Origin of the sequence: Rhodobacter capsulatus (assembly GCF_052363175.1) — a bacterium.
Lineage (GTDB): Bacteria > Pseudomonadota > Alphaproteobacteria > Rhodobacterales > Rhodobacteraceae > Rhodobacter > Rhodobacter capsulatus_D.
In genome coordinates, this window is the sequence record NZ_CP198946.1 from 2,494,586 (window position 1) to 2,512,645 (window position 18,060).

Below are 18,060 nucleotides of genomic sequence, written 5' to 3' on the forward strand. Positions count from 1 at the left end.
GGATCACCGTCATGGGTCTCATTGCACCCAGGCATTCGCGATCAGCCAGTGGTGCAGGCTCGAAAACTGGTAGTTCCCCACCCGCGTGCTGAGCAGATCCACCTGTTGCGGCGTGAAAAGCGGCAGCGCGGGCGATTTCTCCATCACCGCACGGTCGATCTTTGCCCAGTCCTTGTCGGCCGCGGCCGGATCGGTGGCGCCAAGCGCAATCGCCGCCTTCATCTGCGCGTCGATGTCCTTGTCGCACATCCCCGAAATGTTGATCGAGGCATCGGTGCCGGGGTGGAACGAGTCACAGCCGAAGAGCACGTTGAGGAAGTTCGAGGCGGCCGGATAATCGGCATACCATTGCGAGATCGAGAGCTGCACCTTGTTGTTGGTGTTCTGGATATAGGTGAACTGGATGTCGCCCGAGATCGTCTGCACGGCGGCATCATAGCCCAGATCCGAAAGCACCGATTGCAGATAGGTGCCAATCCCGCGCGAGGCGGCGTTGTCCTCGGTCACCACGGTGACCTTCTGCCCCTTGGTGCCGCTTTCCTCGACCAGCTGCAGCGCCTTGTCCATGTCCGGCGCGGTCCATTCGGTGCCGGGATCAAGGGTGTAAAGACATTGATCCTCGTGGCCGGGGAATTCCGGCGGCAGCACCTGACAGACGGGCTTCGCGAGCGCCGGGCCGCCAAAGACCGAGACCAGCGCATCGCGGTCGATCGCATAGTTCAGCGCCTGACGGGCCTTCTCGTTGTCGAAGGGCGGCAGGTTGACGTTCATCGGCGCATACCACCAGGCCGAAAGCGGCGAGAGATGGATCTGCCCGGGGGCCGAGGTGGAAAGTTCCGCCAGACGATCCGCGGGCGGCGTGTCGAACATCCAGTCGGCCTGCCCGTTCATGATCGCGTTCACCGCCGCCTCTTCGGTGCCGCCAAAGGCATAGTCGATCTCGTCGACATAGCCATCGGGCTGGGCGTCCTTGCTCCATTCCTTGAAGGCCGGGTTGCGCACGATCACCATGGAATTGTTGGCGTCGTAGCTTTTCACCACATAGGCGCCGGTGCCCGGAATGGGCGTGTTGCCATTGTCCTTGGCCGTGGTTTCCGAGGGCAGGATCGCGGCATGCGGCACGGAAAGCTTGAAGAGCAGTTCCGGATCGGCAGCTGTCAGGTTGATCGTCACCGTGCCAGCCGCCTCGTCACCGATCACGCCCCCCTCGAGCGTGCAGGTTGCCGGATCGGCAAGGCATTTGTCGGCACCGACGATGCCGTTGTAGAACGTGCCCGCGGTCGGGCCGAGCACCTTGAAGATGCGCTGGAACGAGGCCACCACATCCGTCGCCGTCATGTCGGAGCCATCGGCGAACTTGATCCCCTTGCGCAGGGTGAAGGTGTAGGTCTTGCCGTCGTTCGAGATCACCGGCATCGCCTCGGCCAGATCGGGGACGATGTCCTTGCTCTCGGCGCCACCCACCTTCTTGAAGCCGACAAGCCCGTCATACAGGAAGGCGTAAAGCTGCCAGAACTGCGAGGTGTAGTTGATATGCGGATCAAGCGTGCCTTGTGAGGACACCGAGACGAGCCGCAGCGTGCCGCCGCGGTGCGCGTCCTCGGCCTGCGCCAGCGTCGGGCCGAGCGCCGCCATGAGCGCGAGCGTCGCAACGGTTCCGGCCCGGGGCGCCGTCCTTGCGGGGGTAAGCTTGGGGATCATGGTCTACTCCTTGCTGGATTGCTGGATGTCCGGGCGCGGGCGCCCCGGCTCGGCAGAACGGGAAGTCGAATCGAGTCTCTCGGTGCCACTGTGCCAGAGCCGCCGCAAAAGGGGGCGGGGCGCAGCGGCAGATTGCTCGATTTTCGGGCTTTTCTTCACGCCTCGGCATCGTTTCTCTGATTTCGGGCGCATCGGTGCCTTCCCATCGGCCGATATTGTGGCAAGGTCCCGTCCTGCGTAACCTATCAAGATTGATAGTGGGCCGCTGGGGAGGAAGCACATGGCATCATCTGCCGCGCATCACGCGACACCCCGTCCCGGCCCGGAGGCCGCCGGGGCTTCCGGGCTCGGGCGGGAGGTGGACCGCTTCTTCGAGATCGCCCGCGGCTTTGGCGCTTCGGCGCTGATCTACGATTACACCCCCCGGCATCGGGAAACCGATGGCACGGTGACGGCGCCCGCGGTGATGATGGTGCGCAACCTCGATCCGGGGATGATCGACTACTGGTGCGGCCGCGGCTATGCCCATGTCGATCCGGTGCAGGCGGTGGCGGTGCAGTCGGTCGCGCCCTTCGTCTGGAGCTATGACGCCGAGGCGGGCGATCTGAGCGCAAACTTCCTGACCCGCAACTCGCGCCCGGTGGTCGAGTTCATCTCGGCGAGCGGCTTCGTCAATGGCATCACCGTGCCGATCCATCTGCCCGGCGGCGGCTATGTCACGGTGAACGGGCTCTGGAACGGCCCTGGACGCGCCTTCGCGGCCGTTGCGGCGCAGGTTCTGCCGGGCTTCGCGCTGATGGCACAGGCGTTCCAGAACGACATCGGCGCCCCCGCGCCCGCCGAGACCGCGCCGCCCCAGACCCGGCCCCCGGCGCTGAGCGCGCGCGAACGCGAATGTCTCGACCATGCCGCACAGGGCCGGTCTGCCAAGGAAACATCGCGGCTCATCGAACGCTCCGTGCCGACGGTGGTGATGCATCTCAACGCGGCGGTGCGCAAACTGGGTGCGCGCAACCGCAGCCATGCGGTGGCCGAAGCGGTCCGGCGCGGGCTGATCTGACGCCTCCTCTCATTCTTGATAGCTGCCCCGGGTCGCAGGCCTTCGCTAGGCTTGACCGGGCAGCACGGGAGGATGAGATGCAGGGACCGGACGGGACGGACATTCCGACGCGCGAAGGCAAGGCCGCCTTTGGCGACTGGCAGACGTGGTATCGCGTCACCGGCGATCTGACGAATGGCAAGCTGCCGCTTGTCATCGCGCATGGCGGGCCGGGCTGCACGCATGATTACGTCGACAGCTTCAAGGGCATCACCGCGCTCGATGGCCGCGCGGTGATCCATTACGACCAGCTTGGCAACGGCAACTCAACGCATCTGCCCGAGAAAGGCCCCGCGTTCTGGACGGTGAAGCTGTTCCTGGCCGAACTCGACAACCTCCTTGCCCATCTCGGCATCGCTGATCGTTACGCGCTGCTTGGCCAGTCCTGGGGGGGCATGCTGGGCGGCGAACATGCCGTGCGCCGCCCGAAGGGGCTCAAGGCGATCATCTTCGCCAATTCGCTCGCCTCTATGCCCACCTGGGTGGCCGAGGCAAACCGGCTGCGCCGCGAATTGCCGCCCGAAGTGCAGGAAACGCTCCTGCGCCACGAACGCGCCGGAACGCTGAGTGATCCCGAATATCTGGCGGCCTCGCGGGTGTTCTACATGCGCCATGTCTGCCGCGTCGATCCCTGGCCGCCCGAGGTGACGCGCACCTTCGAGCTGATGGAGCTCGACAGCACCGTCTACAACGCGATGAACGGGCCGACGGAATTCCATGTCATCGGCACGATGAAGGATTGGACGATCGAGGACCGCCTGCCCCTGATCAACGTGCCCGCCCTGGTGATCTCGGGCAAATACGACGAGGCGACACCGCTGGTGACGAAGCCGCTTTTCGAAAACATCCCGAACGTCCGCTGGGTGCTTTTCGAGCAGTCCTCGCACATGCCGCATGTCGAGGAGAAGGATCTCTGTCTCGCCACGGTTTCGGACTTCCTGAAACTCCATGACGCCTGAACCGCGGCCCAGCTGGATGTGAACCGCGGCGGGTTTGGCGGAGGTCGAACCGCCCCGGGTTTGCCGGAGGCTGATTTGTGTTAGCTACGCGGCCATGGCTTCAGTTTCCAGAGCTGCGCAGAAATTGGCCTCGGCGGGCGGAATATTCCCGATCGGCTCGTGCAGGCGGCGGTTGTTGAACTGGTCGACCCATTCCAGTGTTGCGCATTCGACGGCCTCGACGCTGCGCCAAGGGTCACCGATCATACCGGATCCATGGCATGTGGCGCGGGCACGCAAAGCTGGTTCCGACGTCTGATTAAGCCTCAGATCAGCTGCGCATAGGGCGCGATCGCATCTTCGACTTCCTCGCGCAAGAATGGGCCGGTGAACTTGCCCGGGCGACCATCGCAGGTCAGGACAACCCCGAATTCCGCGCCCCGCCAGAGCAGGAAGGTGACGTTTCCATATTTAGACACCACAGGCGGTTGCGTGGTGATTTGCGAAAGCTGCATGACGATTCCCCAATCGATGGCCCTCCGAGCTTCGCGGATCGAGGTTAACCGAAGGTCAATCGCAGATCGAAATCTGCAAAATCACGTCTCTTTACCGGATCGTCTTCTTCGTCTGGTGCGACATGTGCGGACTTGCCCGAAAAATGTGGAGAGCACCGGCTGAGGAACCAGGAGGTGTTCTATGGGCAACGCGAACAGACCTCCGCCGGAATTTCGGCGTGAAGCGGTACCACTGGCGCTGACCGTTGGCCAGACGCGGCGAGAGATCGCCGAGGATCTGGGCATTGGCCTTTCGACGCTGACGCGGTGGCTGGGTCAAGAGCGCGATGCCAGCGAGCCGAGTGAGGCATCGGTCGATCTGGGCGCAAAACCCTGGCAGACCTTCCTCAAGGTGATCTTCCCGATGACCCTCCCCGGGGTCGTCGCCGGATCGGTGATCGTCTTCATCCCGGCGGTGGGCAATTTCATCGTTCCCAACATTCTGGGCGGCGCCAAGGGGCTGATGACCGGCAACCTGATCGAGCAGCAATTCCTCTCTTCGCGCAACTGGCCCTTTGGCTCGGCGCTCGCCATGGTGGTGATGGCGGTGGTGCTCGGTGCGCTGACGATCTTCGCAACGCGGGCGAAAAAGGCGGGGGTGCGGCATGAAACGCCCGTTCCTGACACTTTTCGCGCTTGGCTTCTTTGCCTTCCTCTACGTGCCGCTTTTCGTCATCATCGGCTATTCCTTCAACGCCAACCCGGTCAACATGCTGATTTGGGACGGATTTACGCTCGACTGGTATCGCGGACTCCTGGGCCTTGGCACGCCCGGCCTCGGCCGCAGCGCATGGAAGGTGTGCAGCATGGTCATTTGATCACCACGTTGGCGCGCTCGCACATGTCCTTCAGCGCGCGGATCACGTCGTTGATCTGACCGGCGTCGCGCAGGGCATCGACATCGATCGGCACCGACTGCCACTTGCCCTCGAACCGCGACCGGATAAAGGCGTTCAGCCCGTCACGGCCCGGCTTCTTCGCCGCACCGGCCTCGCCAAGCTTGCGCCAGAGCACATGCACAAAGCGCAGATCGGCCCGCGCTGCGGCGGGTTTCACGGCCGCCTTCACGCCGCTTTTACGGCCTTTGAACGCGGCCTTGCCGAAGGGCTGAAACCCGCGGGCTTTCAGCGCATCGACGACGCGGACAAGATCCGCCTCGGTCATCTCGGCCATGCTGGCCTTGCCGGTCACGACAAGCTGCAGATCGTGCCGCGTGTCCTCGTCCAACTTCCACAACTTCGACTTCAACATGGGCGGAAGGCTCTATTGCTGTTCCGAGGATGATTGGCAGCAGAGGTCGAAAGAAGACCGCGCCCTGATCACCTGCCGGGGTGAGCCCACAGTCGAGCTTGACGTTCGGTCAAGCCATTTCTTCATCCTCTACGCCCTGCACGATCTGGAGTTGGACACCGACGACGACCCCTATTTCCTGGCTGGTGTCGAGCGGGAGGTGGTGAAGGGGCTCTTTGCGGCGATGACGGGGAAAGGATCGAAACCGACCCGCTTCCCGAAGAAGCTAAGCGAGGACTACATGAAGCGCACAGGCCGGAAAATCAGCACCGTCTACAAGCTCGGAAAGGTTCTTGACGCCCTGATCGCCAAGCATCCGATCCTGAACAAGCTCAAGAAGGGCTCGATGGATTGGGCTCGGCTGCAATATGAGGAATCCGAGTGCTTCATGGAGTGCCTGACCCGTCTTGGGCATGATCACGGTGTCGCTGCCTTGCCCGTCTTTGACAGCTTGATCGTCGCCAAACAGCATCAGGACTTGGCCCTCACCTGTCTGGTGGAAGCTTACGGGCATCGCTTCGGCTGCCTGCCTGAGGTCAGATGCAAATAAGTCCCCCCCCTCGGCTGCCCCTTGGCCCTCCAAGGTCGATCCTTGGGCGGTAGCCTTGGATGATCCAAGGTAGGTATCTAAGGTAATATACCCCTATCATCAGATACTTGGTATGCCTTGGAGGCTAAGGTTCTCTCAGGACGACCTGGGCATTACTTGGAAACGTAAGAGCCATAATTTACTTGGAAACGTAAGTGTTCCCCAAGGGTTTCCCTTTCGGTCAGAGGTGGGGGCTCAGCGCCAAGAAGAACAATAAGAGTAATAATATAACTCCTCTTTTTGAAGTCGCTTCCCAAACCCCCCACCCCCCCTCTGACGGGTTGAAAAGCGCCACGGCCCAGGACCTCGCCAGAGTCCCTGGGAGGGCCGTGGAGTCGCCTCTTGCCGTCCCGAGTCTCACCCACGGGAAAGCCCAGGAAGGCCATTCTGCGGCCCTCTCCGAGTCTCCCAGGGCCATCCCAGGTCCAGACCCCAGCTGATCCCCTCTGCCACTGAAGCTTGCCCCAGAGGCAGGGTCATCTGTGGCGGAATAGCCCCGTCATGGAAGTGGGTTCGGAGTTTTGGCAGACGCCTCTCCCCCCACCTCTTTGACCCTATTGGCAGACTAAGGAGGATCACATTCTGATCGGTTATGCCCGCACCTCGACCCTGGACCAGATTGCGGGCTTTGTGGCCCAGAGGAAGGCCCTGCAGGCCCTCGGGTGCGAGAAGCTGTTTGAGGAGCAGGTGAGTTCCGTGGGGCAGCGAGACGCCCTCTCTGCGGCGCTGGAGTTCGTTCGGGAAGGCGACACTCTGGTGGTGACCAAGCTCGACCGTCTGGCCCGCTCGGTGCGTCACCTGGGCGAGATCGTGGAGGCCCTAGAGCGCAAGAAGGTGGGGCTGAGGGTGCTCGACCTAGGGCTGGATACGGCCAATGCCACCGGCAAGCTGATGCTGAATGTGCTCGGGGCCGTGGCGCAGTTCGAGCGGGAGATGATGCTGGAGCGGCAACGGGAAGGCATCGCCAAGGCCAAGGCCGATGGGAAGTACAAGGGCCGCAAGCCCACGGCGCAGTTCAAGCAGGCCGAAGCTCTGGCCTTGCTGGCGGCAGGGACACCGAAGCGGGAGATCGCCCGCAAGCTCGGCATCTCTGAGCGCTCGGTCTACCGCGTCCTCTCGGCTGCGGCCTGAGCATCCCCCAAGATCACGACACAGGAGAGCATCATGCTTCGCAAACTGATCACCCTTTACCGCATCGTCTTCTTCGCCTGGTGCGGGGTGTTCCTGGCCCTGGCCCTGATCGTGGGGCTTGGCTTCTTCATCGCTGGGGACACGCCCAAGGCCCGAGAGACGGGGCTGATGACGCCCCTGGGAGGGCTGTTCTGCAGCATCGTCTTTGCCGGGAACATGGCCCTGGCCCTGGAGAACCATGAGCTTCTGAAGCGCATCGCCGAGGGCCAGGGAGGGGGTGAGGTTGACGGGGGAGAAGCCCCAAGACCGCAGTCCAGACGCCCTGGGAGTAGGCTCAAGCCCGCTCCTGGGCTGTTTAGGTTTGGAACTTAGAGCGCCCTTCGGGTGAAGTGATTAATGGTAGCTTTTGCAAGCGATGAGGCCGTGTCGTCGCTCCTAATACTTGAAGGGAGAGCGTTACCCCCCAGAAGGCCCTTGCCCCTAGTACTCCGAGTGGCACGGCTCCAAACTGCGGCACCAGGAGGCAGGCTGCGACTTCGTTATTTCAGCGCCGCGGTCGGAGAGGCGCCAGTACAGTCGCCACGCAGACTACTTCGCGCTTGAAGCGCACCTAGATATTGCAAGTCCACGATGCACCCTTTCGAAAAACCCATACATACATACTCAAGAAGAATCCAGTCAGAGCTGAGCGCGACTAAATACTTGAAGCAGAATAAGTTCAGGCGTATGCTCCCCCCATGATTTCCTGATCAGATTGAGGATGACTTTGACAGAAGAGCCAAAGCCGACCTGCGAGGAGTACTGCGAACAGCTCTTAAATGGCTGCGAGGAAAAGATGTATAAAAACGAAAGCTATTACGAGACATACTTGAATGGATTAACCAGCGAACTAAAAACAAAAGAATTTAATGAAATCCTTCGCGCCCTATCGAGTTTTCAAAATAAATACATCCAGTCAGATATGCTTTTCTTGACGGACCCATCGTCGGCAACTCTTAGCCACAAGCCACTCAAGAGCGTATTAAATAAGATATATAGAGTGAACTGTGTGTATCGCCGAAAAAAAGACTTTGTCGAACTGACATTGAAGAATTTCCACGAGCATATCGATGATCTTTTCAGAACTAGATTCATCTGCAAGTATATGGATGGACCAGAATTTGTCTGTCGCAGGCTGAGCGCGGAATGTGCTTCACTAGGGATTGAAAGCTCATATCGCGATGTCACCACCGGATTAGGTTATCATGCCTGGCACTTTTACTACAAGCAGCCAATTACAGACTTTGTCGGAGCAGGACCGGCAAAAGTCTCCATAGAACTTCAGTTTACTACCCAATTGGCAGAAGTAATAGGCTCTCTCACACATATTCAATACGAAGCTGCGCGTCTCGGTGAGCAGCAGACCCCTGGATGGCGCTGGAATGTAAACTCCAAAGAGTTTCGCCCCTACTATATAAGTCACGGCCTCCACCTACTTGAGGGGGTGATCTTAGAATTCCGCGACTCTATTTTGCAACCCAATAATATTCCTGCTAAAGAAGAGAAACAAGCCGACAAGGATAAATAGAACAAGATGTCCAATAGAATCAGCGCGCCTCAGCCTTCCGTTGTTCACCTGGTCACACTGTTCCGCCAGATTGCCAACGGCGAGCTAAAGATTCCAGCTTTTCAGAGGGAGTATGTTTGGACCGAGAAGCAGATTTTGGGTTTGCTGGATAGCGTCTATGAAAGCTATCCTATAGGAAGCTTGCTTCTCTGGCGCGTAGACAGGAAAGTGCTTGACGTGGCGCCTGGCACATTTACTGCATTTCCAGATGTCCCTGAAATTTTCCCGCTGAGCTATGTCCTAGACGGCATGCAGCGCCTAACAACTCTTTTTGGGGCATTTAACTACTCCAAAGGAAATTCCATTGAGAAGCTGAATGTGGGATATGATCTCAGGGAAATGAAGTTCCATCATTTGGAGTCAAGTCAACAAAAAGAACATATCTCAGTACCGCTTTCCAGCTTGTTTGTCCCCAAGAAACTACTCGATCTGCAGTCTGAGTTAGCCTTGGAACCCGACGGTGACATCCTGCTCGATACCGTGCTAAAGCTCCAAGCAGCCTTTCAAGAGTACATGATACCCACCGTTACCATACAGAGCACTGACGTTGACAGAGTCGTGGGTATTTTTGAGCGCGTTAATTCTACTGGAACAAGGCTCAATTCTGTTGACTTCATGCGCGCCATTACTTGGTCAAGCACATTCGATTTATCCGAGAAACTTAACGAAGCCACCGCAGCGCTCAATGAATTTAATTGGCCCCTAGATAGTGATACTATTGTGAAGTGCGTTGCGATTATGATGAACCTAAATATATCTTCCGAGTCGCTAGTACAACTTCGCAATCAGGATGAAGCAAAACTCCACAAGGCATTTGACGCGCTGCCCGATGTCGTTAAGGCGACGGCTGATTTTCTGCATAGTCATTTTGGCATAAGGTCTCCCGAGGTGGTCTCTTACCAAGGGCAGATTCTTCTAGCCTTCTCGCTGATGCACCAAGGAAAGCTTGAGAAACTAAGTGAGCAGTTCGAAAGATGGTTCTGGGCGTGCGGTCTGAATGAGCAACTTCAAGGCAAGCCAGATACTTACGTCTCAAGATTGCTTGCAGATTGGTCAAACTTACGGCAAAGTAGTTATATTTCTGCACCCGCACAAGTTTCATTTAGCGAGAGAGATTTTCTTGTGAGGCCGGTACGGAGTGGTGCGGCGCTTACAAATTCGTTCCGCATGCTTCTTGCCAGAAATAAAGCAAAGGATCTCAAAACAGGGGCGGAGATTCCCAGTTTCGAGTATCTATCGAGCAACTCGACGTCTCAATTTATAAGCGCCTTAAGCAAAGCGGAAGTATATGATGTGCTAAAGCATCCAGTTACCTCGTCAAAGCTATTTAGTAATTCCGTTCTAACTAGCCTTGACCACGAGGCTTCAGATTTGCATGCAAAGAATTTGATCGTTGATGCGCTTGAGGCCGGCCGCTTAGAAGCTTTGGCGAGTCAGTTTATTTCTAGGGATGCTGCCGCAGCGCTCGCGAGTGACGATCATTTGTCGTTCTTGTCCAAGAGATCGGCAAGCATTTTTGAATATTGTCAGGGAGTTCTTGGATGAATTTTTGCTTGGTGTCGAATTAGCCGTAGGAAGAGGCGCATTACCTGCCGGGCATTAGCACGCTGAGCCAGGCGACAAAACGGCAGTGAGAACCGCTTATAGCCAGGTTATTGAATGTTCATTGGGTGTCGTTGAAAGATCTTAGAGACCGCACACAGTCGGATGCAACGTTCGCGAGAGCGCGTCCTCCGGTCGTAATGCCCTAATACTGAGCATTGCCGAGCTTCTCTTACTAGTCCATAGTTTCTCGCTCGCCATTTGCTGAGACCGCCGCGCCATATCCTTATGGACTACCCCCCATTGCAATCGATCATCAGCCGACAGTGCTGCGCAGATGTGTACCAATCGTCCCCGTAATATTGGGCGTAGAAGACGCAACGTGAGGCGGCGAGTGCCGTAATGGACAGCGGCATATTTTGTGGATTCATCAAGCTGCAAGACGAAATATAGATTGCCCAGTTTCACTTTCATGAGGACTCAGGGTGGTTTCACAAAGTTCGCCACGCAGTGATCACTTGCGCCCGAGAGCTCTGCAAGGCATTGACTTATAAGCGACAAGTGAAGCTTCGGAAACCACCTTGGGCTCACCCTGTCGGCAGATAGTTCGGTTATACTCTGTGCTTATCGTCCAAAAGACGCTTCAGCCCGAGCATGACGACTGCCCCGATCACTACAGATCACTCAAGGACTATCCTCGCATTCATGCGCCGATGCCGATTCGACGCTCAAACCAGGTGTTGTTTGACACGACATTCTGCAGGAAGCCGGAAGAGGCCGTCTGAAGGCGGAAGACCTTGGAAGGGTCAATAAAACAAGGGGCTTGCGTACATCGGGGGCAGTCGAGAAGCGCCCTGCACCATGTCATGCAGTAACGCAGAAAAGCGCCATTCGCGGGCGATCCAGAGATGATCGAGGACCTGCCGTCGCCAAGGCGATGAGCGCCGAGAACGTCAATAAAAACAGGCGTTCAAACTGTCTTTGAAGGGTGGATTGCACGCCAAGACCAAGTGCGGAACTGGGATGATTGATACCCAGTTCGTTCAAAACATCCCAGTTCTAGTTAAGTAGCTGGAAATAAAGAGAATAGTTGCCATGCACTTATAGTGCTCTTGTGGTACGAACTGGGATGACATTTTCACCTTGGGCGTCCGACAAGGTTACTGCGGTGCCGGTGGCCACGAGGAAGAGCATTGATTTACCACCGCCGCTCACTTCGCTGTAGTTCAAGGCTGTAGCGACGACAGCGTTCGCGCCAAGCGCATGTGCCTCCTGACGCAACTCCTGCAGCGCCTGATCCTTCGCCTTGCGCAGATTGTCTTGCAGGGTCTTGCTTCGCCCACCGAAAACATCCCGGAACGAACTTGCGATGTCCTCGAACAGGTTCATTCCGATCACGACCTCGGCGCTAACAATGCCGAGGCGTTGCCGAATAGCCAAGCCGGGCGCGGTTTCGGTCGTCAGGATGATTGCGGCCAGTTCTTTAGGACCAGCGGCGCGAAGTGTGGCGGCGCTTTGGGCTTCGGGAAGCTTCGCGCATTCGAAGCAAAGCCCCGTAGCAGGATCGACGTAAGTATTTGCCTTGCAACGTGAACACTGGGCCATGACTTCAATCCCTTCGGTTAAGTCTCCGGCGTCGCTATCCCCAAGAATGACCAGACCATACAACCTGGCCGATAATCTGCAACCTGTTGGCGTCGTCGCAGGGGCGAAACTCGGCCGGATATGACGGGGCGTCTGAGCGCAGAATGAGACCGTTCGGCAGCAGGTCGATGCGCTTCACCCTGGTCGAGCCGTCGGTGTCGGTCAGGGCGTAGACGTTGCCGTTGCGCACCTTGTTGCGGCGGCGGTCGATCAGGGCCAGATCGCCATCGTGCAGCCCTGGCGTCATGCTATCGCCCGAGACCTGGACGAGCACGGCTTGCGTTGGATCTACTCCCATGCGGTCCAACCAGTCGCGGCGGAATGCCAGCTTCTCGATCACCTGCACGTCGCCGTTTTCCGCCCCCGGCCCCGCGGACATCCGGGCGTCGAGGCGCGGAATCGGGGCGAAGTCTTCGTTGCCGAGAACCACCGTCTCGACGGGGGAAGTCGATCTCCGTGGACCGATGTAAATATCCAAGTCGAGCGCTTCACATATTTCCTGAACCCTAGAGAGCGTCGGCCCGGCCCGCTTCTCACTTCGGATAACATTCCGAATCGCGTCGGCGGGCAGGCCAAATGCCTTCTCAACAGCAAAAGCGTTTGTATCCAGCGCCTTTAGGCGCTGAGCAACGATGTCCCCGAACTGTTTACCAAGGTCTTCCATCTGTCGGTATTATTACCGAACACGTTCGGCTTGACTATCGGTAACGTTACCTTTTATTGTGTCGGTAACGATACCGGAGAAACTATGAGCACCGAGCACATCATCCGACTGGCAGAGGCCTACGGGCGCCATTGCGCGCTCGAGCTCTCGACCGTGTCCACCTATGCAGAAAATGACGGAAAATGGCTCCCCGGCCTCAAGGCTGGATCAAGCTGCACGCTGCGCCGAGCGGAGCGTGTGACGCGCTGGTTTTCAACGAATTGGCCCGCGGACCTCGAATGGCCGCGCGACATTCCCCGCCCCCCGAAAAGCAAGAAGGAGGCCGCATGATGGCGCAAACGTTGATGTTTGGTTCGGTCTTTGAGCCGGAAAAATGGCCGCCGATTTTCGATGCCTTGGGCAACGAAGGCGGGATCGAGGGGGTGGATATCTGGCGTTGCGCGTTGCCCGGGCATCCGGCCCTCCGCGTGCCGATGATTTCCATCTGCACCATCGAAGACGACGAGATCGACCGCCGCGCCGATGCGGGCGCAAACCCCACGGAGGTGATGGAGAACCACACCACCTGGATCTGGTTCACGACGCGCGAGGCCTGGACCTTCGCCTGGCGCCAGGCGCGATGCCTGAAGCGCGGGCTGCTGTTCGAGCTCGCTCTGCCGCCCCGCCAACTGAGTGAGTTGCTGGAAGGGGCTCTCTGGGTCGATCCCGCAGCGCCGCACGTTACGGAGGCCGCATGATGCGCTCCCTTGACCGCCTGCGCCGCAGCGTGGCGCTGATGATCTGCCCGGAATTGGCCGCGCTTCACGACGGGGGCACCGTCCAAGGTGCGCTCAGCCTCCCGGTGGGAGCCAATGCGACGGAAGAGGCCGCCAAGGCCTTGTGCGTTGTCCCGGCGCCGAAGTGGACCGGCGCGCCGGTGCCCAAGCCTGCACGGAAAGACGGGTTCGTCGGTCGTGCGGCGGAGCGCGCCCGCCGCCAAAAAGACATGGCCGAAATGTTCGCGGTAACGCCGGAAGAATTAGCGATCCGGCGGGATCGCCGCATCGAACGCGCGAAGAAGATCCTGCAGATCGTTCAGCATGTTCAGCTGCATGGACTTCCGGGCGAGAGAGATCCCGCTTTCGAGGCTGTCGCGCAGGATCTGGAGATCCTCCTCTTCGGCAAGGCGTGAGATCACTGCCATGAGAAAACTCTGCTGCAACTCAAATCTTGCTGACAGCACCTCGTTCTCGGTTTCGAGCGCTGCCAGCCGTTCTTCCAGTTCTTCCATCCCTTCCTCCCGTTCGTTGATTGGCGTTGCGGATGGTGAGGGCGGTCCCGCCCTGGCGCAAGCACATAGTGTGCCGGGGCGGGAGTTGCCGAACGGGTGGTGGATCATCCCCGCGATCGTGCTTGTCGCCGCCATGTGGACGGGCGTTGCGCTTGCCATCAGCGATGTTGCGGGGTGGCTGTGATGACCGATTTTCCCACCGAATACCGTGCCCCCGAAGCCACCACCCCGAAGGACGGGCACGGCGGGCGCCGGAGCTTCCTCCCCACCCTGCTCCGGCGCCTCAAATCCTTCAGCGATTGGCTCGACGGCTGTTGGGTCGGCGACGTGCTCGGCGCGGCGACGATCCTGCTCTTCATGCTGATCATCCCCGTCTTTCTTCCCCTGATCTTTGAGGTGTTCCATGCAAACTGACGTTCTCAACGACGAAACCAGACCCGTCGACATGCCGCCGCGGGCGCGGATGGCGGTGATCCGGCGGCTGACGAAGGCCGCGAATGAGGCTGCTGTCAGCGCCGGACGCATCCACGCGGATGCCGACCAGAAGCAGCCGGATGACCCGCGCATGTGGGCTGCGCTCGATCAGGCCGATGCTCTGTGGACCAAGCATGATCAGCTGGTCACCGAGTTGCTGGAGTGCCTGCATCAGGCCGAGACGGCCGGTGATCTGGCGGTCTGTGAAGCGGCGCTGGGGTGACGCAGATGGTTGGCATGGCAGACTATGCCCGCCCTGGCAGTTATCAGGTGCAGCATCTGTCCGGCATCGGCTATGTGGTGCTGGCTCCCAGCGGACAGGTGATCCGCGACAGCCAGACCCCCTTCAAGGTTCGGGCCGAACAGCAGCGCGACGTGCTGCAGCGTGAGGCGGACCAGAAGGCGAAGCGGATCGATCGACCCTGCCTGTGCTGCCAGCGGGTTTTCGCGTCGGCGGGCATCCATAACAGGATGTGCGATGCTTGCCGTCGGCTGAGCAATGCCCTGGCGGACGAGGTGCGCCCGTCGCTGCCGCGTGCCCGCGGCGGGAGGTCGTGATGGCCCGTTTGACGCAGATCGACAGCGTGCCGGTGGCGGAGGTGATCGTGCGCGACCGCCTGCGTCCGGTGACCGAAGCCGGGGTGCAGAGCCTTCTTGCCTCGATCGCCGAGACCGGGGTGATGAAGGACGCGATCCATGTGCGCAAGAAGAAGGACGGCAGCCTACATCTGATTGCGGGCGGGCACCGGCTGGAGGCGGCGCGGCGGCTCGACTGGACGATGATTGAGTCCAAGGTCTGGACCGACGTCACCGACGACTGGGCGCGGTTGATGGAGATCGACGACAACCTTGCGGGTGCGGAGATGAACGCGCTCGATACGGCGGTCTTTCTGGCCACCCGCAAGGAGGTTTACGAGCGGCTGCATCCGGAGACGAAGCGGGGCGTGGCCGGTGGTCTGGCGCGGCAAGGTTCAGCAAGTGAACTGAGTTCGTTTGCTGACGCCACTGCCCAAAAGTTCGGAATGACCGCCCGCCAGGTGCAGAAGATCGTCGCCGCCGGGACCAAGCTCGGCCCCGACGAGGTGGCGCGGTTGCGCATTGCGCCGCGGCCGGTGACGCTGAAGGACCTTACCGAGATTGCGAAGATCGGTCCGGCGCCGGAGCGGTATGACGTGGTGGCCCGTCTGGCCGAAGGCCTGTCGAAATCGGCGGCGGATGCGCGCCGCGCGCTGCGCCTTGAACGGGAGGGTGAAGCTCCCGTTCAAGACCCGTCAGATCAGCAGTTCAAGGCGCTGCAGGCCGCATGGAACCGGGCCGGGGCGAAGGCTCGCACCAAGTTCGTCGATGTCAACGGCATCCGTCTGATCGAGATGCTGGGCCTGCAGCTTGGCGTCGAACTGCCAGCGCGCCAGGAGGCCGCAGAATGAAATCAGCCACCCCCGCACGCGAATGGTGGACGACCGAGGCCCTTGCGGCCGCGGGCCTGCCCGATGTGCCGACGACAAAGCGCAACGTCAATGCGATGGCGGCGCGTCTCGATTGGAGGGCGCATCCGACCTATGCCCGCCGTCGCACTGGCCGCGGGGGTGGCTGGGAATATCACTGGAAGCTGTTGCCGGTACGGGCGCAGGCGGCGCTGCTGAAAGCCGCGACCGCGCCTCATCATGCCCCGGCGCCGCAGCGGGCGCGGGGCGAGGTCTGGTCCTGGTATGACGGGCTGCCGGAGGTGGTGAAGGCTTCGGCCGCGGCGCGGCTGGCGGTGATCCAAAAGGTGGAGGCGCTGGAGGCGCCGATGGGCAAGGCGTTGGCGGTCGATACGGTGGCGGCCGAGGCCGATGTGGCGGCGCGCACGGTCTGGAACTGGTTCGAGATGATCGAGGGCGTCGATCCGGCGGACCGGCTGGCCTATCTGGCGCCCCGCCATCGTGCCGCCGAGGCGAAGCGCGAGCGGGCGGAGTGCAGTCAGGAGTTCCTGGACTGGCTCAAGGCGGATTACCTGCGGGTGGATGGCGGCAGTTTCAAGGCCTGCTACGACCGGGTGAAGAAGCTTTGCAAGACGCGGGGCCTCAAGGTGCTGGCCGATCGCACGGCGCGGCGCTGGATGGATGCGAATGTGCCGCGCGTGACGCAGGTCTATGCCCGTGAGGGGCTGAAGGGGCTTGAAAAATGCTTCCCGCCGCAGATCCGTGACCGCTCGACGATGGTCGCGCTCGAAGGCGTCAATGCTGACTGCCACAAGATCGACGTCTTCGTGCAATGGCCCGGCATCGACAAGCCGGTGCGTCCGCAAATCGTCGCGTTTCAGGATCTATATTCGAACAAGATCCTGTCCTGGCGCGTCGATCTGGACCCCAACAAGGTGGCAGTCATGTCTGCCTTTGGCGAGCTGATCGAGACCTGGGGCATTCCGCGGCACTGTCTTTTCGACAATGGCCACGAGTTCGCGAACAAATGGCTGACCGGCGGCACGCCGACCCGGTTCCGTTTCACGGTTCGGGATGATGACGCGCTTGGAGTGCTGCCGCAAATGGGCATCCAGGTGCATTGGGCCACCCCTGCGCATGGACAGGCCAAGCCGATCGAGCGGGCGTTCCGCGATATCGCCGATCGTCTGGCGCGGCATCCCGCCTTTGCCGGGGCCTATGTCGGCAACAAACCCACGGCGAAGCCCGAAAACTATGGGTCGCGCGCAATCCCGCTGGCTGATTTTCTGGCGATCACCGCGCAGGAGATCGCGGACCACAACGCCCGGCCTGGGCGCCTCACGCCCAATGCGAAGGGCCGCAGCTTCGACGACACCTTCGCGGAGAGCTATGGTGCCGCGCCGATCCGCAAGGCGACCCCGGAACAGCACCGGCTGTGGCTGATGGGACAGGAAGTCTGCACGTTGCATCGCACCCATGGGGCGCTGGCGCTGTTCAAGAACAGCTACTGGGCGGACTGGATGAACGAATTCGCCGGTCAGAAGGTGGTGGCGCGGTTCGACCCGGAGAATCTGCATGCTGGCCTCTGGATCTACACGCTGGCCGGAGAATTCTTGGGAGAAGCGGAGTGCCGCGAGAAGGTCGGTTTCTTCGATCTGGTCGGCGCGCGCCTGCATGCGAAAGCGAAAGCGCAACGCCGTCGTATCGAGAAAGAACTGCTGAAAGCGCAGCTGCCGGTGTCGGTCGAAGCTTTGGTGGCCGAGCTGGCGACGGTGCCCGCGCCCGAAACCCCGCTGATCGAGGCCAAGGTGGTGGATATCGCCCCCGTCCGACACCGCAAGGTGATGACGATGGAGCGCAGCCTGCCTGTTCCGGACACGTCGCGCGACGATGAACTGAGGGTGTTGCAGGTCGATTTCGCGGTGTCTCGCCCCGTGGTGGAACCGGAAGAAACCGACGTCACCAGGTTCTGGCGGGTGATCGACATCGAGCGGCGGTCCGAGGCTGGAGAGCCGATCTCGGCCGAGGACGCAGAATTCTACGAGCGCATGCAGCGCCATCCGATCTACCGCGCCCAGAGGGCGATGTTTGATCGGGATGGAGATGTGGCGATCGGATGACGAATGCCGCTGTT

At 60.1% G+C, this 18,060-nt stretch carries 22 protein-coding genes and 1 pseudogene; 17 read left to right on the forward strand and 6 right to left on the reverse strand.

Going from position 1 to position 18,060, the window contains the following annotated elements; all coding sequences use genetic code 11:
- Positions 1-18: 18 nt before the first annotated feature.
- Complete coding sequence (locus tag ACTTAI_RS13080; RefSeq protein WP_444451986.1) at positions 19-1,701, reverse strand: ABC transporter substrate-binding protein; 1,683 nt, start codon at positions 1,699-1,701, stop codon at positions 19-21.
- A gap of 280 nt (positions 1,702-1,981) precedes the next feature.
- On the opposite strand from ACTTAI_RS13080, the gene ACTTAI_RS13085 reads away from it, so the two are divergent.
- Both ACTTAI_RS13085 and ACTTAI_RS13090 read left to right on the forward strand, forming a co-directional pair.
- On the forward strand, positions 1,982-2,761 hold the full coding sequence (locus ACTTAI_RS13085) for a helix-turn-helix transcriptional regulator (RefSeq protein WP_444451987.1): 780 nt from the start codon (positions 1,982-1,984) through the stop codon (positions 2,759-2,761).
- Between the two features lie 77 nt (positions 2,762-2,838).
- Positions 2,839-3,759, forward strand: coding sequence for a proline iminopeptidase-family hydrolase (locus ACTTAI_RS13090; RefSeq protein WP_444451988.1), 921 nt, complete (start codon positions 2,839-2,841; stop codon positions 3,757-3,759).
- 84 nt (positions 3,760-3,843) lie between these two features.
- Here the strand turns inward: ACTTAI_RS13090 and ACTTAI_RS13095 are convergent.
- Together ACTTAI_RS13095 and ACTTAI_RS13100 are read right to left on the reverse strand one after the other, a co-directional pair.
- A pseudogene (locus ACTTAI_RS13095) lies at positions 3,844-3,993 on the reverse strand (IS3 family transposase); the annotation flags it as partial.
- A 71-nt stretch (positions 3,994-4,064) separates the two neighbouring features.
- Positions 4,065-4,253 carry a hypothetical protein gene (locus ACTTAI_RS13100; protein WP_444451989.1) on the reverse strand — a complete coding sequence of 63 codons (189 nt, stop codon included), beginning with the start codon at positions 4,251-4,253 and terminating at the stop codon, positions 4,065-4,067.
- A gap of 181 nt (positions 4,254-4,434) precedes the next feature.
- Here ACTTAI_RS13100 and ACTTAI_RS13105 point away from each other — a divergent pair, with 181 nt between their 5' ends.
- Entirely contained in the window at positions 4,435-5,169 is a 735-nt protein-coding gene (locus ACTTAI_RS13105) for an ABC transporter permease subunit (protein ID WP_444451990.1), read from the forward strand.
- Here ACTTAI_RS13105 and ACTTAI_RS13110 read toward each other — a convergent pair.
- Positions 5,103-5,528 carry a phage protein GemA/Gp16 family protein gene (locus ACTTAI_RS13110; protein WP_444451991.1) on the reverse strand — a complete coding sequence of 142 codons (426 nt, stop codon included), beginning with the start codon at positions 5,526-5,528 and terminating at the stop codon, positions 5,103-5,105. The genes ACTTAI_RS13105 and ACTTAI_RS13110 overlap by 67 nt on opposite strands.
- On the opposite strand from ACTTAI_RS13110, the gene ACTTAI_RS13115 reads away from it, so the two are divergent.
- The 5 genes from ACTTAI_RS13115 (at position 5,506) to ACTTAI_RS13135 (ending at position 10,453) form a co-directional block, all read left to right on the forward strand.
- Positions 5,506-6,132 carry a hypothetical protein gene (locus ACTTAI_RS13115; protein WP_444451992.1) on the forward strand — a complete coding sequence of 209 codons (627 nt, stop codon included), beginning with the start codon at positions 5,506-5,508 and terminating at the stop codon, positions 6,130-6,132. The two genes, ACTTAI_RS13110 and ACTTAI_RS13115, sit on opposite strands and share 23 nt — an antisense overlap.
- 618 nt (positions 6,133-6,750) lie before the next feature.
- Positions 6,751-7,302, forward strand: a complete 552-nt coding sequence (locus tag ACTTAI_RS13120) for a recombinase family protein (protein ID WP_136905549.1) — start codon at positions 6,751-6,753, stop codon at positions 7,300-7,302.
- A gap of 33 nt (positions 7,303-7,335) precedes the next feature.
- Complete coding sequence (locus ACTTAI_RS13125) at positions 7,336-7,674, forward strand: hypothetical protein (RefSeq protein WP_444451993.1); 339 nt, start codon at positions 7,336-7,338, stop codon at positions 7,672-7,674.
- A gap of 463 nt (positions 7,675-8,137) precedes the next feature.
- Positions 8,138-8,869 carry a hypothetical protein gene (locus ACTTAI_RS13130; protein WP_444451994.1) on the forward strand — a complete coding sequence of 244 codons (732 nt, stop codon included), beginning with the start codon at positions 8,138-8,140 and terminating at the stop codon, positions 8,867-8,869.
- A 6-nt stretch (positions 8,870-8,875) separates the two neighbouring features.
- Positions 8,876-10,453, forward strand: coding sequence for a DUF262 domain-containing protein (locus tag ACTTAI_RS13135; protein ID WP_444451995.1), 1,578 nt, complete (start codon positions 8,876-8,878; stop codon positions 10,451-10,453).
- Between the two features lie 1,098 nt (positions 10,454-11,551).
- On the opposite strand, the gene ACTTAI_RS13140 is transcribed toward ACTTAI_RS13135, so the two are convergent.
- Together ACTTAI_RS13140 and ACTTAI_RS13145 are read right to left on the reverse strand one after the other, a co-directional pair.
- Positions 11,552-12,118, reverse strand: a complete 567-nt coding sequence (locus tag ACTTAI_RS13140; protein ID WP_444451996.1) for a YbjQ family protein — start codon at positions 12,116-12,118, stop codon at positions 11,552-11,554.
- Complete coding sequence (locus tag ACTTAI_RS13145; protein ID WP_444451997.1) at positions 12,090-12,758, reverse strand: S24 family peptidase; 669 nt, start codon at positions 12,756-12,758, stop codon at positions 12,090-12,092. The genes ACTTAI_RS13140 and ACTTAI_RS13145 overlap by 29 nt, the downstream gene beginning before the upstream one ends.
- 84 nt (positions 12,759-12,842) lie before the next feature.
- Here ACTTAI_RS13145 and ACTTAI_RS13150 point away from each other — a divergent pair, with 84 nt between their 5' ends.
- From ACTTAI_RS13150 to ACTTAI_RS13190, 9 genes are read left to right on the forward strand one after another with little or no spacing between them, the layout of a single operon-like run.
- Positions 12,843-13,088: a hypothetical protein gene (locus ACTTAI_RS13150; protein ID WP_444451998.1), complete on the forward strand. Its 246-nt coding sequence runs from the start codon at positions 12,843-12,845 to the stop codon at positions 13,086-13,088.
- Positions 13,085-13,495: a hypothetical protein gene (locus ACTTAI_RS13155; protein WP_444451999.1), complete on the forward strand. Its 411-nt coding sequence runs from the start codon at positions 13,085-13,087 to the stop codon at positions 13,493-13,495. Before ACTTAI_RS13150 ends, ACTTAI_RS13155 begins: the two co-directional genes overlap by 4 nt.
- Positions 13,492-13,929, forward strand: a complete 438-nt coding sequence (locus ACTTAI_RS13160; protein ID WP_444452000.1) for a hypothetical protein — start codon at positions 13,492-13,494, stop codon at positions 13,927-13,929. Before ACTTAI_RS13155 ends, ACTTAI_RS13160 begins: the two co-directional genes overlap by 4 nt.
- Positions 13,930-13,939: 10 nt before the next feature.
- Positions 13,940-14,212 carry a hypothetical protein gene (locus ACTTAI_RS13165; RefSeq protein ID WP_444452001.1) on the forward strand — a complete coding sequence of 91 codons (273 nt, stop codon included), beginning with the start codon at positions 13,940-13,942 and terminating at the stop codon, positions 14,210-14,212.
- On the forward strand, positions 14,212-14,442 hold the full coding sequence (locus ACTTAI_RS13170; RefSeq protein WP_444452002.1) for a hypothetical protein: 231 nt from the start codon (positions 14,212-14,214) through the stop codon (positions 14,440-14,442). Before ACTTAI_RS13165 ends, ACTTAI_RS13170 begins: the two co-directional genes overlap by 1 nt.
- On the forward strand, positions 14,432-14,725 hold the full coding sequence (locus tag ACTTAI_RS13175) for a hypothetical protein (protein WP_444452003.1): 294 nt from the start codon (positions 14,432-14,434) through the stop codon (positions 14,723-14,725). The genes ACTTAI_RS13170 and ACTTAI_RS13175 overlap by 11 nt, the downstream gene beginning before the upstream one ends.
- A gap of 14 nt (positions 14,726-14,739) precedes the next feature.
- On the forward strand, positions 14,740-15,060 hold the full coding sequence (locus ACTTAI_RS13180; RefSeq protein ID WP_444452004.1) for a hypothetical protein: 321 nt from the start codon (positions 14,740-14,742) through the stop codon (positions 15,058-15,060).
- Positions 15,060-15,929, forward strand: a complete 870-nt coding sequence (locus ACTTAI_RS13185; protein ID WP_444452005.1) for a ParB/RepB/Spo0J family partition protein — start codon at positions 15,060-15,062, stop codon at positions 15,927-15,929. Before ACTTAI_RS13180 ends, ACTTAI_RS13185 begins: the two co-directional genes overlap by 1 nt.
- The gene (locus ACTTAI_RS13190; RefSeq protein WP_444452006.1) at positions 15,926-18,046 is read left to right on the forward strand and encodes a transposase domain-containing protein; all 2,121 of its coding nucleotides are present in this window, start codon (positions 15,926-15,928) and stop codon (positions 18,044-18,046) included. The genes ACTTAI_RS13185 and ACTTAI_RS13190 overlap by 4 nt, the downstream gene beginning before the upstream one ends.
- Positions 18,047-18,060: the final 14 nt, after the last annotated feature.

Coding starts and splice junctions, on each gene's coding strand:
- ACTTAI_RS13080 (WP_444451986.1), bottom strand. CDS start 1,701: ATGATCCCCAAGCTTACCCCCGCAAGGACGGCGCCCCGGGCCGGAACC.
- ACTTAI_RS13085 (WP_444451987.1), top strand. CDS start 1,982: ATGGCATCATCTGCCGCGCATCACGCGACACCCCGTCCCGGCCCGGAG.
- ACTTAI_RS13090 (WP_444451988.1), top strand. CDS start 2,839: ATGCAGGGACCGGACGGGACGGACATTCCGACGCGCGAAGGCAAGGCC.
- ACTTAI_RS13100 (WP_444451989.1), bottom strand. CDS start 4,253: ATGCAGCTTTCGCAAATCACCACGCAACCGCCTGTGGTGTCTAAATAT.
- ACTTAI_RS13105 (WP_444451990.1), top strand. CDS start 4,435: ATGGGCAACGCGAACAGACCTCCGCCGGAATTTCGGCGTGAAGCGGTA.
- ACTTAI_RS13125 (WP_444451993.1), top strand. CDS start 7,336: ATGCTTCGCAAACTGATCACCCTTTACCGCATCGTCTTCTTCGCCTGG.
- ACTTAI_RS13130 (WP_444451994.1), top strand. CDS start 8,138: ATGTATAAAAACGAAAGCTATTACGAGACATACTTGAATGGATTAACC.
- ACTTAI_RS13135 (WP_444451995.1), top strand. CDS start 8,876: ATGTCCAATAGAATCAGCGCGCCTCAGCCTTCCGTTGTTCACCTGGTC.
- ACTTAI_RS13145 (WP_444451997.1), bottom strand. CDS start 12,758: ATGGAAGACCTTGGTAAACAGTTCGGGGACATCGTTGCTCAGCGCCTA.
- ACTTAI_RS13150 (WP_444451998.1), top strand. CDS start 12,843: ATGAGCACCGAGCACATCATCCGACTGGCAGAGGCCTACGGGCGCCAT.
- ACTTAI_RS13155 (WP_444451999.1), top strand. CDS start 13,085: ATGATGGCGCAAACGTTGATGTTTGGTTCGGTCTTTGAGCCGGAAAAA.
- ACTTAI_RS13160 (WP_444452000.1), top strand. CDS start 13,492: ATGATGCGCTCCCTTGACCGCCTGCGCCGCAGCGTGGCGCTGATGATC.
- ACTTAI_RS13165 (WP_444452001.1), top strand. CDS start 13,940: ATGAGAAAACTCTGCTGCAACTCAAATCTTGCTGACAGCACCTCGTTC.
- ACTTAI_RS13170 (WP_444452002.1), top strand. CDS start 14,212: ATGACCGATTTTCCCACCGAATACCGTGCCCCCGAAGCCACCACCCCG.
- ACTTAI_RS13175 (WP_444452003.1), top strand. CDS start 14,432: ATGCAAACTGACGTTCTCAACGACGAAACCAGACCCGTCGACATGCCG.
- ACTTAI_RS13180 (WP_444452004.1), top strand. CDS start 14,740: ATGGCAGACTATGCCCGCCCTGGCAGTTATCAGGTGCAGCATCTGTCC.
- ACTTAI_RS13185 (WP_444452005.1), top strand. CDS start 15,060: ATGGCCCGTTTGACGCAGATCGACAGCGTGCCGGTGGCGGAGGTGATC.
- ACTTAI_RS13190 (WP_444452006.1), top strand. CDS start 15,926: ATGAAATCAGCCACCCCCGCACGCGAATGGTGGACGACCGAGGCCCTT.